This is a genomic window from Enterobacter cloacae complex sp. P17RS, from assembly GCF_014895885.1.
Lineage (GTDB): Bacteria > Pseudomonadota > Gammaproteobacteria > Enterobacterales > Enterobacteriaceae > Enterobacter > Enterobacter bugandensis.
This window is the reverse complement of the sequence record NZ_JADBQK010000002.1, coordinates 1-12,185: the sequence shown is the minus strand read 5'-3', so window position 1 is coordinate 12,185 and position 12,185 is coordinate 1. Positions and strand designations below refer to the sequence as shown.

The 12,185-nt window shown below is 59.1% G+C and carries 15 protein-coding genes; 10 read left to right on the top strand and 5 right to left on the bottom strand.

The features are described from left to right. Positions 1–4 precede the first annotated feature (4 nt). Genes IM265_RS00535 through citG form a run of 7 tightly spaced genes read left to right on the top strand, consistent with a single transcriptional unit; the run spans position 5 to position 5,934 of the window. A complete protein-coding gene (locus IM265_RS00535) occupies positions 5–868 on the top strand; it encodes a fumarylacetoacetate hydrolase family protein (protein ID WP_059355464.1) in 864 nt (287 codons plus the stop codon). Between the two features lie 10 nt (positions 869–878). Continuing rightward, positions 879–1,901 carry a [citrate (pro-3S)-lyase] ligase gene (gene citC / locus IM265_RS00530; RefSeq protein ID WP_193031872.1) on the top strand — a complete coding sequence of 341 codons (1,023 nt, stop codon included), beginning with the start codon at positions 879–881 and terminating at the stop codon, positions 1,899–1,901. Between the two features lie 16 nt (positions 1,902–1,917). Then, positions 1,918–2,211, top strand: a complete 294-nt coding sequence (gene citD, locus IM265_RS00525; protein WP_028014384.1) for a citrate lyase acyl carrier protein — start codon at positions 1,918–1,920, stop codon at positions 2,209–2,211. Next, the gene (gene citE, locus IM265_RS00520) at positions 2,208–3,083 is read left to right on the top strand and encodes a citrate (pro-3S)-lyase subunit beta (RefSeq protein ID WP_041908314.1); all 876 of its coding nucleotides are present in this window, start codon (positions 2,208–2,210) and stop codon (positions 3,081–3,083) included. The genes citD and citE overlap by 4 nt, the downstream gene beginning before the upstream one ends. A gap of 10 nt (positions 3,084–3,093) precedes the next feature. After that, a complete protein-coding gene (gene citF / locus IM265_RS00515) occupies positions 3,094–4,617 on the top strand; it encodes a citrate lyase subunit alpha (protein WP_088204260.1) in 1,524 nt (507 codons plus the stop codon). Further along, positions 4,614–5,153: a citrate lyase holo-[acyl-carrier protein] synthase gene (citX, locus tag IM265_RS00510; RefSeq protein ID WP_193031874.1), complete on the top strand. Its 540-nt coding sequence runs from the start codon at positions 4,614–4,616 to the stop codon at positions 5,151–5,153. The genes citF and citX overlap by 4 nt, the downstream gene beginning before the upstream one ends. Continuing rightward, a complete protein-coding gene (gene citG, locus IM265_RS00505; protein WP_193031877.1) occupies positions 5,131–5,934 on the top strand; it encodes a triphosphoribosyl-dephospho-CoA synthase CitG in 804 nt (267 codons plus the stop codon). Before citX ends, citG begins: the two co-directional genes overlap by 23 nt. A gap of 90 nt (positions 5,935–6,024) precedes the next feature. Here citG and IM265_RS00500 read toward each other — a convergent pair whose 3' ends face one another. The 4 genes from IM265_RS00500 to mutY form a co-directional block, all read right to left on the bottom strand. Continuing rightward, positions 6,025–7,281, bottom strand: a complete 1,257-nt coding sequence (locus IM265_RS00500) for a nucleoside permease (protein WP_041908317.1) — start codon at positions 7,279–7,281, stop codon at positions 6,025–6,027. 268 nt (positions 7,282–7,549) lie between these two features. Then, positions 7,550–8,626 carry a membrane-bound lytic murein transglycosylase MltC gene (gene mltC / locus IM265_RS00495; RefSeq protein ID WP_045260773.1) on the bottom strand — a complete coding sequence of 359 codons (1,077 nt, stop codon included), beginning with the start codon at positions 8,624–8,626 and terminating at the stop codon, positions 7,550–7,552. A gap of 56 nt (positions 8,627–8,682) precedes the next feature. Continuing rightward, positions 8,683–8,955, bottom strand: coding sequence for an oxidative damage protection protein (locus tag IM265_RS00490; RefSeq protein ID WP_023309138.1), 273 nt, complete (start codon positions 8,953–8,955; stop codon positions 8,683–8,685). 26 nt (positions 8,956–8,981) lie between these two features. Further along, positions 8,982–10,034: an A/G-specific adenine glycosylase gene (mutY, locus tag IM265_RS00485; RefSeq protein ID WP_192829016.1), complete on the bottom strand. Its 1,053-nt coding sequence runs from the start codon at positions 10,032–10,034 to the stop codon at positions 8,982–8,984. A gap of 144 nt (positions 10,035–10,178) precedes the next feature. Here mutY and trmB point away from each other — a divergent pair, with 144 nt between their 5' ends. Genes trmB through IM265_RS00470 form a run of 3 tightly spaced genes read left to right on the top strand, consistent with a single transcriptional unit; the run spans position 10,179 to position 11,998 of the window. Then, positions 10,179–10,898 carry a tRNA (guanosine(46)-N7)-methyltransferase TrmB gene (gene trmB, locus IM265_RS00480; RefSeq protein ID WP_193031879.1) on the top strand — a complete coding sequence of 240 codons (720 nt, stop codon included), beginning with the start codon at positions 10,179–10,181 and terminating at the stop codon, positions 10,896–10,898. Beyond that, entirely contained in the window at positions 10,898–11,224 is a 327-nt protein-coding gene (locus IM265_RS00475; protein ID WP_028014375.1) for a YggL family protein, read from the top strand. Before trmB ends, IM265_RS00475 begins: the two co-directional genes overlap by 1 nt. Positions 11,225–11,281: 57 nt before the next feature. Then, positions 11,282–11,998, top strand: coding sequence for a DUF2884 domain-containing protein (locus IM265_RS00470; protein WP_193031881.1), 717 nt, complete (start codon positions 11,282–11,284; stop codon positions 11,996–11,998). Positions 11,999–12,092: 94 nt separating this feature from the next. Here the strand turns inward: IM265_RS00470 and IM265_RS21925 are convergent. Continuing rightward, on the bottom strand, positions 12,093–12,185 hold a 93-nt coding region (locus IM265_RS21925), incomplete at its 5' end, for a hypothetical protein (protein ID WP_226839260.1).

Genomic DNA, 12,185 nt, shown 5'->3' with positions numbered 1-12,185 from the left:
AACAATGAAACTCGCAAGCTTTTTATACCAGGGAAAACGCAGCTACGGCATCGTTCAGGCCGAGGGCGTGATTGATTTAGGCCGCCGTCTGGGCGACCGCTATGGCGACCTTAAAGCGCTGCTGCAGGGCAACGGGCTGGCGCAGGCCACCCGTTACCTGAACGACGCGGTGGACGTGCCGCTGAGCGCCATCACCTTCTTACCGGTGATCGTGCAGCCGGAAAAAATCCTCTGCGTGGGCATGAACTACGCCGACAAGCGCAAGGAGTTTGACCAGCACAACCCGGCTCCGACGCTGTTTGTCCGCTTCCCGGATTCACAGACCGGCCACAACGAGCCGGTGCTGAAGCCGCGCCACTCCAGCGAATTCGACTACGAAGGCGAGCTGGCGGTGATTATCGGTAAGGGTGGAGAGAACATCAGCCGCGATGACGCCCTGCGCCACGTGGCGGGCTACAGCTGCTACATGGACGGCTCCGCCCGCGACTGGCAGCACACCTGGTTCACCGCCGGTAAAAACTGGCGTCAGACCGGGGCGTTTGGCCCCTGGATGGCGACGGCGGATGAGATCCCGGACCCGCACAGCCTGGCGATCCGCACTTGGCTTAACGGCCGCATGGTGCAGGAGGACAACACCAGCAGCATGATCCACAAGGTCGCGGAGCTCATCGAGTACATCAGCACCTTTACCCGCTTAAGCCCGGGCGACGTGATCATCACCGGCTCCCCGGGCGGCGTGGGTAAAAAGCGTAACCCGCCGCTGTTTATGAAAGAGGGGGATCGCATTGAGGTGGAGATCGAGCATATCGGTCATCTGAGCAACGTGATTGTTGAAGCGCCAGCCGTCGGGCTTGCGGCGGCACACTGAGAAAGGCGGCATGAACAGTCAACCCATCGATTTTCGCCAGACGCTGGTGGCGAAACACCCGGAACGCTTAAGCCAGATCCGCTACCTGCTGGCAGACAGCGGCCTTGGCCTGGACAACGACATCACGCTATTTGTCGAAGCCTGGTCCGGCGCGCAGCTGGTGGGTTGCGCAGGACTTGCCGGCAACGTTATCAAATGCGTGGCGGTCAACGAGCAGCTTCGTGGGGAAAACCTCAGCGCGCGGCTGCTGGCAGAGGTGGAAAATGCGGCGCTGGAGCGCGGCCATTTTCACCTCTTCCTCTGCACCCGTCCGTGCAATCGGGAGCGCTTTGCCCGCAGCGGCTTCTGGCCAATTGCCCAGAGCGGGAACAACGCCGTGCTGATGGAGAACACCCCGCAGGGGATCGCGCGCTACTGCCGTACCTTAAGCCGGATGCGAAAGGGCGGGCAGAAAACTGGCGCGATAGTGATGAACGCCAATCCGTTCACCCTCGGCCACCGCCATCTGGTGGAGCAGGCGGCGGCGCGGTGTGACGCCCTGCATCTGTTCGTGGTGCGTGAAGACGCCTCGTTCTTCCCGTTCAGCGCGCGTCTCGAGATGGTGCGCGCGGGCGTAGCCCATCTGCCGAACGTGGTGGTGCATGAAGGCTCGCAGTACATCATCTCCCGCGCCACCTTCCCGGCCTACTTCCTGAAGGAGACCGGCAAAGTGCAGCAGGCGTGGAGCGAGATCGACGTGCTGATCTTCCGGGACTTCATCGCCCCGGCGCTCGGCATCACGCACCGCTTTATCGGCTCGGAGCCTTTTTGCGACATCACCCGCCAGTACAACCAGACGCTGCATGACCTGCTGGCCTCGCATATCGAGGTGGTGGAAATGCCGCGCATCAAGGCCACCGGCAACGCCATTTCGGCGTCCGAAGTGCGCCGTTTACTCAAGACACAGCAGTTTTCCCGGATCCGGGAGATCGTCCCGGATTCCACCTTCGCGCATCTCGAAACACACTATCGTGCGAGTGCGGAAGTCGCATAACTATCAGGAATTTATCATGAATATTGTAAGGGAGGCGCTGGCCGGAACGCAGGAGTCCAGCGACCTGATGGTGAAAATCGCCCCCGCTCACGGCGAGCTGGAGATTGTCATCCACAGTGAAGTGATTAAGCAGTTTGGCGAGCAAATTCGCCAGGTGGTCAACGACACGCTGCGCGCCATGAACGTGCGCCAGGGGCTCATCATTATTGAAGACAAAGGGGCGCTGGACTGTGTTATTCGCGCCCGCCTGCAAAGCGCGCTGATGCGTGCCGCCGATGAACAGGCCATCAACTGGGAGGCGCTGAAATGAGCAAACTCCGCCGCAGTATGCTGTTCCTGCCGGGCGCCAACGCCGCCATGCTTTCCACCGCGTTTATCTACCGCCCCGACTCCATCATGTTTGACCTTGAGGACGCCGTCGCCCTGCGTGAGAAGGACACCGCGCGCCTGCTGGTATTCCACGCGCTACAGCACCCGATGTATCAGGATATCGAAACCGTGGTGCGCATTAACCCGCTCAGCACGCCGTTTGGCCTGCTGGATCTGGAAGCCGCCGTGCGCGCGGGTGTGGACGTGATCCGCCTGCCAAAAACCGACACCCCGGACGACGTCTACGAGCTGGAAGGCCATCTTGAGCGCATTGAACGCGAGTGCGGCCGCGAGGTCGGCTCCACCCGCGTGATGGCGGCGATTGAGTCGGCCATTGGCGTCATCAATGCCGTGGCGATTGCCCGCAGCTCCCCGCGCCTCATCGGCATCGCGCTGGCCGCCTTTGACTACGTGATGGACATGCAGACCGAGCGCGGCGACGGCACCGAGCTGTTCTATGCCCGCTGCGCCGTGCTGCACGCCGCTCGCGCCGCGGGCATCGACGCCTTCGATGTGGTGTGGTCAGACGTTAACGACGAGGCCGGGTTCCTTCGTGAGGTCGATCTGATCCGCAAGATGGGCTTTAACGGCAAATCGCTGATTAACCCGCGCCAGATTGACCTGCTGCACAACGCTTATGCACCGACTCAGGAAGAGGTGGATCATGCCAAAAGGGTGATTGAAGCGGCAGAAGAGGGCGAGCGTAACGGCCTGGGCGTGGTGTCGCTAAACGGCAAAATGGTGGATGCACCAATTATTAACCACGCGCAGGTGGTGCTGGAGCGCGCGGCGGCTTCCGGCGTGCGTCGGTAAGGATAAGACAATGAATCAGACTGAACTTCTCCACGTAAACTTCCCGCATCTGCGGGACCTGAAACCCTTTGATACCGCCCACAGCGCGACGCCCTGGCTGGCGGACAGTGACGCGAAGCACAACCGCAAGCTCTGTGCCTCCCTTGAAGAAGCCGTAGCGCGCAGCGGCCTGCAGGACGGGATGACCATCTCCTTCCACCATGCCTTTCGCGAAGGCGACCGGGTGATCAACACCGTTGTGGCGCTGCTGGCGCGGATGGGATTTAAAAATTTGACGCTGGCCTCCAGCTCGCTGATGACCTGCAACGACGCTCTGATCGAGCATATTGAAAGCGGCGTCATCACCCGGATTTACACCTCGGGCATGCGCGGCAGGCTGGCGGACGCCATCTCCCACGGGCTGATGGACGAGCCGGTACAGATTCACTCCCACGGTGGGCGCGTGAAGCTGCTCCAGGACGGCGAGCTGAATATCGACGTGGCGTTTCTCGGCGTGCCGTGCAGCGATGCGTTTGGCAATGCCAACGGCACGCACGGTAAATCGTGCTGCGGCTCGCTCGGCTACGCGATGGTGGACGCGCACTTTGCCCGCAAGGTGGTGCTGCTGACCGAAGAGCTGGTGCCGTTCCCGAATATGCCCGCCAGCCTGGTGCAGGACCAGGTGGACTACATCGTGCAGGTGGAGAGCGTGGGCGATCCGGCGAAAATCAGCGTCGGCGCGGCGCGCGTCACCAGCAACCCGCGCGAGCTGATGATCGCCCGCTATGCGGCGGACGTGATCGAGCATTCCGGCTACTTCAAGCCGGGCTTCTCGATGCAGACCGGCTCCGGCGCGGCGGCCACCGCCTGCACGCGCTTTATGGAAGAGAAGATGGAGCGCAGCGGCGTGAAGGCGCGCTTTGCGCTCGGCGGCATCACCGGCAGCCTGGTGGATCTGCACGAGAAGGGGCTCATCGAAAAGCTGCTCGACACCCAGTGCTTTGACGGCCAGGCGGCGGCTTCGCTGGCGCGCAACCCGAACCACGTAGAGATCTCCACCAACGTCTACGCCAACCCCGGCAGCAAGGCGGCAAGCTGCGACCAGCTCGACGTGGTGATCCTCAGCGCCCTGGAAATTGACGTTGATTTCAACGTCAACGTCATCACCGGCTCCGACGGCGTGATGCGTGGCGCATCCGGCGGGCACTGCGACGTGGCGGCGGCAGCCAACCTGACCATCGTGGTCGCGCCGCTGCTGCGCAGCCGCATTCCGACGGTCGTGAAGCGCGTCACCACGCGCCTCACGCCGGGGGAGAGCATCGACGTGCTGGTTACCGATCACGGCATCGCAGTCAACCCGGCGCGCCCGGAGATCCGCAAGCGGCTGCTGGAGGCCGGGCTGAAGGTAGTGGACATCAGCGCGCTCTATGAGCGGGCGATTTCCCTGACCGGCGTACCGAAACCGATTGAATTTACCGACAAAATCGTCGGCGTCATCCGTTACCGCGACGGCAGCGTGATCGACACCGTACGACAGGTGAAGGAGTCAGTATGATTTTAGCGACACCCGTGCGGGCGGGTGTCAGCCTGGAGGAACTGCTGGCGGCGAAAGAGCGTCGCGCAGCCCGTCAGGCTGACATGCTTAAGCACTATCAACAGCCGGTGATCTCCCTCACACTGGTCACGCCCGGGGAAATCAAGGACAGCCTGCGCTATCGCAACACCATGGGCGTGGCGCTCCAGATGTGCGACCAGCTGCTGTGGGAGAACCGCTGGCAGGTGCTGGACCGCCAGGTGCTGTGGCTGCCCACCGGACCGGAATCCTTGTGGTGCGTCGCCCATCCGGCGGCGGAAATCAAAGCGCACTGCGCGGAGCTGGAGCAGACGCACCCGCTCGGCAGGCTGTGGGATCTGGACGTGATCTGCCCTCAGCACGGCCACGTCGGGCGTCAGTCGCTGGGAGAGAATCTCCGGCGCTGTCTGATCTGCGACGAGCCCGCGCATGCCTGCTCCCGTTCGCGCAATCACCCCGTTGAGCAGGTTGTTTCCCGCGTGGAGAAGACGATCGATGACTGGTTTGCTCGCGACTAAACCGCGCCCGGTTGACGTGCCCGGGCTTGCCGAAGCGGCGCTGTGGCAGGAGCTGGAGCTAACTCCCAAGCCGGGGCTGGTGGACAAGCTTAACAACGGTTCCCATCGCGATATGGACCACGCGCTGTTTGTCCGTAGCATTGCGGCGATTACGCCGTGGTTTGCCCGTTTTGCGGAGCTGGGCGAGGCACATGCGGACAAGCCAGCCGCTCAGCAGCTGCGGATTATCCGCCCGATGGGGATGGCCTGCGAACAGGCGATGTATGCCGCGACGAACGGGGTGAACACCCACAAGGGTGGGATTTTTGCCCTGGGTTTACTGTGCTTTGCCGCCGGGCGTGTGAAAAAGCTCTCCGCAGAGAGCCTCTGCTGTGAGGTGAGTAACATCTGCCGCGGGCTGGTGTCGCGGGAGCTGGCAGCGCGCAGCGGGCAGGCGACGGCGGGCGAGCGGCAGTTTCAGCAGTACGGCTTAACCGGGGCGCGAGGCGAGGCGGAGAGCGGCTTTGCGACGGTGCGTAAGGCGCTGGGGCAGTGTAACGGACAGTCGCTTCACAGCCTGCTGTTGCGCCTGATGGCGGTCAATCAGGACAGTAATCTCGTGTCGCGCGGCGGCATTCAGGGGCTGCGCTACGTTCAGGGCTATGCGCGGGAACTGCTGGCTAACGGCTGGGATCGCGAGGCGTTGCTTAAGATGGATGAGGCACTGATTGAACGAAACCTGAGTCCGGGCGGCAGCGCGGATTTGCTGTCGGTGGGGTGGGTGCTCTCTGCAATAAAATAGCCGGGTGGCGCTAACGCTTACCCGGCCTACTCTCCGTGCTTTTGTAGGCCCGGTAAGGCGAAGCCGCCACCGGGCAAAAGACATCAAGGATTAATGCGCAATCGGCTGTGTACCGTGCGCTGTGCGAACGTGCTTGTACTTGAACAGCGCGAGGAACGCGAAGAACAGCACCAGCGAATACGCCGCGAAGATCAGCCACACGGGCTGCCAGTCGGTGATACCGTTGGTGGTGTACATCTCAACCACTTTACCGCTCACCACGCCGCCCAGAATACAGCCGAAGCCGTTGGTCATCATCAGGAACATGCCCTGCGCGCTGGCGCGGATTTCAGGCTTCACCTCTTTTTCCACAAACACCGAACCGGAGATGTTGAAGAAGTCGAAGGCGCAGCCGTAAACAATCATCGACAGCACCAGCAGCACGGTGCCGAACGCGCTCGGGTCGCCGTAGGCGAACAGGCCGAAGCGCAGCATCCACGCGGCAATACTGATCAGCATGACGTTTTTGATGCCGTAGCGGCTCAGGAAGAACGGGATGGTCAGGATGAACAGCGTCTCGGAGATCTGCGAGATGGACATCATCACCGACGCGTGCTCAACGATAAAGCTCCCGGCAAACAGCGGATCGTTATCGAAGCTGTGCAGGAAGGTGTTGCCGAACATGTTGGTGATTTGCAGCTCCGCGCCCAGCAGCATGGAGAAGATAAAGAAGATCGCCATGCGCTTGTTTTTGAACAGCGCGAAGGCATCCAGGCCAAGCATGGTGCTCCAGCTCTGGTTTTTCTGCTGGTTAGACACCGGAATGGTTGGCAGCGTCAGGGTGAACAGCGCCAGCAGTACGGAGAGCGCAGCACCAATATACAGCTGCATGTGGCTCAGCTCGAAGCCCGCGAAGCTCACGCCCCACATCGCCATGATAAAGCCGATGGTGCCCCAGATACGGATTGGCGGGAAGTCGGTGACGATATCCAGGCCGGCAGATTTCAGGCGGTAGTAGGAGATGGAGTTGATCAGCCCAAGCGTTGGCATGTACGCCAGCGAGTTAAGCAGGATCACCATAAACATCGCCCCCGGCGTGGTCACTTCGGCCGCCATAAACAGCGTCCCCGCACCCACCAGATGGCAAAGCATATACAGCCATTTCGCACTTAACCATTTATCCGCCACGATACCGAGCAGCGTTGGCATGAAAACAGCCGCAATACCCAGCGAGCTGTAGACGGCACCGATTGACGCACCATCAAACTTGAGCGTCACAAACATATAGGAGCCGAGTGTAGTCAGCCAGCTACCCCACAGGCAGAACTGCAGAAACGACAAGATTTTAAGCTGCAGCTTAAGGTTCATGTTACTTTCCTCACAAGTGAGCGGGAGATATGTTGTTATAGGAACATTCAGGGTTGTTATTTGATGCAATTCTATCAGTTGGCAACGATATGTTTTGTTACCTCCCGCAAAAAAATGCAATCCACATTAATTTGCAGTTTGGATTGTGATGCAAATAACATTTTCGTATGGGTGGAGGATAGGTGCGGCCTGATGCCCTCACCCTGACCCTCTCCCACAGGGAGAGGGGAAGCAGAACACCTTCTCCTTGCTGGAGAAGGTGTGTTGATTATCGACGACGATAATTTTTCTGCGCCGTATTCACCTTATACAGGTACCGGCGGGATTCCGCAGACGGGTGGCGGGTGGTGAGGGTGGAGTAAACATCCCCCGGCGCCATGCTGTTGATGATGTTCGCAGCCTGCACTTTGTCATTCGAGAAGACGCGCAGCACGCTGCCCGCGCCGCCGTTATAGGCGGTGATCACCGCGTAGCGACGCGACGTCGGATTATCAATTCCGCCGAGATAGACATTGTTCAGCATCGCCAGATAGGCCGTGCCGGTATCAATGTTGCTTTGCGGATCGAACAGGTAGCTGCGGCTCGGCGTGCCGGATTTCCCCTGCGAGCGGAAGACGTCTTTACCGGCGCTGTGCTGGACAACCTGCATCAGCCCCAGCGCGTCGGAACGGCTCACCGCGTACGGGTTGAACGAGGATTCGGTCTGCATAATCGCCAGGATCAGCGACTCGTCCACGCCATACTTACGCGACGCCTGACGCACCATACCCAGATACTTATGCGCACGCTTGTCGAGGTGGTTCGGGACAAGGTTAATGGTAACGCTGTAGATAATCTTCAGGCCGTTAGAGCGGCTCTTCAGGCGCGTCTGCAGCAGGTAGTCGGCAAATTTCGTGGCGCGACCTTCCCAGCGGATCGGCTGTCCGGTCTGGTCGACAACCTGACCGTACAGGAACGGCTCTTTCGAAATGGTGATGTCGTCCGCATCGGAGTAGAGATCGATAGATCCCGGATCGTCACCCATCAGCAGGGTTTTGACGATCGCCTGACGCAGCCGTGCCGCAGGGTCGGTGCCTGCGATGGTCTCAATGGTGATCGTACCCTCATCAAAGTTGATGTGGCTACGGGTCAGATAGGCGTCGGTGTACTTAACGTAGTCCTTCGGTCCGGCAATAAGAACTTCGTTAAATCCCCATATGTTCTCGATGTTATGGGCAAACTGCCCCATCAAAATGTCAAAACCGTTGGTGTCCTTGACCCAGGCTTCGTTGTAATCATCGCCTTTTTTGGACGAGCACGAGACCAGCAACGGCGCAACAAGGGCTAGCGCTAAAAGTTTTTTCATCATTCCGGGAGTGCGTGTTGTGTTTGCTTTAACGGCGGGGTTTCACCCGCACGCTGTTATTTTTCCGGCGGCGTATAGCCTTCGATGTGGACGTCTTTGCCCTCGAACAGGAAGCTCACCATCTCCTGCTCCAGCAGCTTGCGGTGCTCCGGGTTCATCATGCTGAGCTTCTTCTCGTTGATCAGCATGGTCTGTTTTTTCTGCCACTGTCCCCAGGCTTCTTTGGAGATCTCGTTATAGATGCGCTTGCCCAGGTCGCCCGGGTAGAGCTGGAAATCCTGGCCTTCAGCGTCGCGCTGCAGGAAAGTACAAAAAATGGTTCTGGCCATACGTATTCCTCTTTGTGTTGCCGATGCTAAACCATTGCACCGGCACGTAATTGCTGTAACAGGCGCTCCACGGGAGCCGCCAGCCCGACTGATGGCGGTTGCGCTAAGTTATACCAGAGAGCGGTGCCTTCATCCATGCAGGAGGTGAATGAGGACACGGGAAGCCACATGGGTACTATATCCAGATGGAAATGGCTGAAGGTGTGGCGAAACGCGGTCAGCTGCGTCAGGGTATCTGCCGCAATGCCGCGCTGTTTAAGCCATTCACGCAGCAAGTCTTCATCTTCAAACTGTGGGAAGCAGTATAGACCACCCCACAGACCGCTCGGCGGACGCTGGGCGAGGAAGACGTCGTCACCGTGCTGCATCAGCAGCATATAGCCGGTGCGCTCCGGCAGCGTCTGTTTGGGTTTCTTACCCGGATACTGCGCCCATGACTGGTTGGCATACGCCACGCAGAGGTTGTTCACCGGGCAGAGTTCGCACTTCGGTTTTGAGCGCGTGCAGACCATCGCGCCGAGATCCATCATCGCCTGGTTAAAACGCTCTACGCCCTTCGCCGGGGTGACCGCTTCAGCGATCTCCCACAGGCGTTTTTCAACGTCTTTCTTACCCGGCCAGCCGTCAACGGCGTAGCAGCGTGCGAGCACGCGCTTCACGTTGCCGTCGAGGATCGGGAAATGCTTGCCTAATGAAAGGGAGAGGATCGCGCCTGCGGTTGAACGTCCGACGCCGGGTAAATCGGCCACCTCGTCGAAGGTTTCCGGAAATTTACCGTTGTGGCGGGTGGCGACCTGCTGCGCGGCCTTGTGCAGGTTGCGCGCGCGGGCGTAATAGCCCAGCCCGGTCCACAGGTGCAGCACTTCGTCCAACGGCGCGTTTGCCAGGTCGGTGACCGTCGGGAAGCGTGCCATAAAACGCTCGAAGTAAGGGATCACGGTGGCGACCTGCGTTTGTTGCAACATCACCTCGGAGAGCCATACTTTGTAGGGCGTTTTTTCAATTTGCCAGGGCAGGGTTTTACGCCCGTATTTGTCGTACCAGTCCAGCACCTGGGCTGAAAATTGAGAGGCTTGCATGGTCATCGATTCGCATAATCAGGGACGCAGATTGCAGCACAGCGTCCATCTGCTGTAAACCGGATCTTTCCCATGCTTGCATAGAAGCCTTAACTTTGGATAATGCCCGTTTCCCGAACATTCTCACAAGCAGACAACTCTTTTATGAAAAACGACGTCATTTCACCGGAATTTGATGAAAACGGTCGCCCGCTGCGCCGTATTCGCAGCTTTGTCCGCCGTCAGGGCCGCCTGACCAAAGGGCAGCAACACGCGCTGGACAACTACTGGCCGGTGATGGGCGTTGAGTTCAGCGAGCAGCCGCTCGACTTTATCGAGCTGTTTGGCCGCGACGCGCCCGTCACGCTGGAGATCGGGTTTGGTATGGGCACCTCGCTGGTCACCATGGCGAAAGCGCGCCCGGAGCAGAACTTCCTCGGCATTGAAGTACACTCGCCGGGCGTCGGCGCGTGCCTGGCAACGGCCCACGAAGAGAGCGTTGAGAACCTGCGCGTGATGTGTCACGACGCGGTGGAAGTGCTGCACAAAATGATTCCTGACAATTCTTTGAACATGGTTCAGCTCTTTTTCCCTGACCCATGGCACAAAGCGCGTCATAATAAACGCCGTATCGTTCAGGCACCGTTTGCCGAGCTGGTGAAAAGCAAGCTCAAGCTGGGCGGCGTTTTCCACATGGCGACCGACTGGGAACCTTATGCGGAACACATGCTGGAAGTAATGTCGTCGCTGGACGGGTACAAAAATCAGTCCGAGAGCAACGACTACGTACCGCGTCCGGAATCGCGTCCGGTGACAAAATTTGAACAGCGTGGCCATCGTCTTGGTCACGGCGTATGGGACTTAATGTTCGAGAGGGTGAAATAATGGCAAAGAATCGTAGCCGTCGTCTGCGTAAAAAGATGCACATCGAAGAATTCCAGGAAGTGGGCTTCTCCGTTGCCTGGCGTTTCCCGGAAGGCACCAGCGTTGAGCAGATCGACCAGGACGTTGATGCGTTCATCAACGAGGTGATCGAGCCTAACAAGCTGGCCTTCGACGGTAGCGGCTACCTGGCATGGGAAGGTCTGATCTGCACCCAGGAAGTGGGCAAATGCACCGAAGAACATCAGGCCCTGGTTCGCAAATGGCTTGAAGAGCACAAGCTGGAAGATGTCCGCGTGAGCGAACTTTTCGACGTTTGGTGGGACTAATAAAGCAGTAAGCGGGCCAGCATTAGCTGGCCCATTTTGTCTGAGGGAGTGTTTAAGATGCGCAAAACGTTGCTGGCTGTTGCTTTGATGGCAACCGGATTCACCGCCCATGCGGATTATCAATGTAGCGTCACCCCGCGTGATGACGTGGTGTTAAGCCCGCAAACCGTGCAGGTCAAAGGCGAGAACGGCAATCTGGTGATTACGCCGGAAGGGAACGTCACCTTTAACGGCAAACAGTACAACCTGACTGCCGCACAGCGTGAGCAGGCGAAAGATTATCAGGCCGATTTGCGTACCGCGCTGCCATGGATTAATGAAGGTGGCCTGACACGCGTCGAAAAGAGCCGCGTCGCGCTGGACAAAATCATCACCAAAGAGGTGGGGGAGAGCAGTAATATGCGCTCCCGCCTTACGAAGCTCGACAAGCAGCTCAAAGAGCAGATGAACCGCATTATCGAGACGCGCTCTGATGGCCTGACGTTCCACTATAAGGCGATCGATCAGGTCCGCGCTGACGGCCAGCAGCTGGTGAACCAGGCGATGGGCGGCATCCTGCAGGACAGCATCAACGAGATGGGCGCCAAAGCCGTGCTGAAAGGCGGCGGTAACCCGCTGCAGGGTGTGCTGGGCAGCCTTGGCGGCTTGCAGACTTCCATTCAGAACGAGTGGAAGAACCAGGAAGATGATTTCCAGCAGTTCGGCAAAGACGTGTGTAAACGCGTGGTGTCGCTGGAAGATAGCCGGAAGGCGCTGGTGGGGACGCTGAAGTAAGTTCTCTGCGCGCTGGGCCCCTCACCCCAGCCCTCTCCCCATGTACAGTCCGGGGACATGGTAGACAGGTGTTCGGGGACATGGTGAACACTTTTTAACATCCTTTACCCATGGTGATCGACTTTTTCTTCAGGTCGATCACCCCCACTTTCGAGGTGTACCACCACACATCATAGCAGCCGTCATA

Bases quoted from the DNA above. Each gene is read 5' to 3' on its own strand.
- IM265_RS00535 (WP_059355464.1), top strand. From the start codon at position 5: ATGAAACTCGCAAGCTTTTTATACCAGGGAAAACGCAGCTACGGCATC.
- citC (WP_193031872.1), top strand. From the start codon at position 879: ATGAACAGTCAACCCATCGATTTTCGCCAGACGCTGGTGGCGAAACAC.
- citD (WP_028014384.1), top strand. From the start codon at position 1,918: ATGAATATTGTAAGGGAGGCGCTGGCCGGAACGCAGGAGTCCAGCGAC.
- citE (WP_041908314.1), top strand. From the start codon at position 2,208: ATGAGCAAACTCCGCCGCAGTATGCTGTTCCTGCCGGGCGCCAACGCC.
- citF (WP_088204260.1), top strand. From the start codon at position 3,094: ATGAATCAGACTGAACTTCTCCACGTAAACTTCCCGCATCTGCGGGAC.
- citX (WP_193031874.1), top strand. From the start codon at position 4,614: ATGATTTTAGCGACACCCGTGCGGGCGGGTGTCAGCCTGGAGGAACTG.
- citG (WP_193031877.1), top strand. From the start codon at position 5,131: ATGACTGGTTTGCTCGCGACTAAACCGCGCCCGGTTGACGTGCCCGGG.
- IM265_RS00500 (WP_041908317.1), bottom strand. From the start codon at position 7,281: ATGAACCTTAAGCTGCAGCTTAAAATCTTGTCGTTTCTGCAGTTCTGC.
- mltC (WP_045260773.1), bottom strand. From the start codon at position 8,626: ATGAAAAAACTTTTAGCGCTAGCCCTTGTTGCGCCGTTGCTGGTCTCG.
- IM265_RS00490 (WP_023309138.1), bottom strand. From the start codon at position 8,955: ATGGCCAGAACCATTTTTTGTACTTTCCTGCAGCGCGACGCTGAAGGC.
- mutY (WP_192829016.1), bottom strand. From the start codon at position 10,034: ATGCAAGCCTCTCAATTTTCAGCCCAGGTGCTGGACTGGTACGACAAA.
- trmB (WP_193031879.1), top strand. From the start codon at position 10,179: ATGAAAAACGACGTCATTTCACCGGAATTTGATGAAAACGGTCGCCCG.
- IM265_RS00475 (WP_028014375.1), top strand. From the start codon at position 10,898: ATGGCAAAGAATCGTAGCCGTCGTCTGCGTAAAAAGATGCACATCGAA.
- IM265_RS00470 (WP_193031881.1), top strand. From the start codon at position 11,282: ATGCGCAAAACGTTGCTGGCTGTTGCTTTGATGGCAACCGGATTCACC.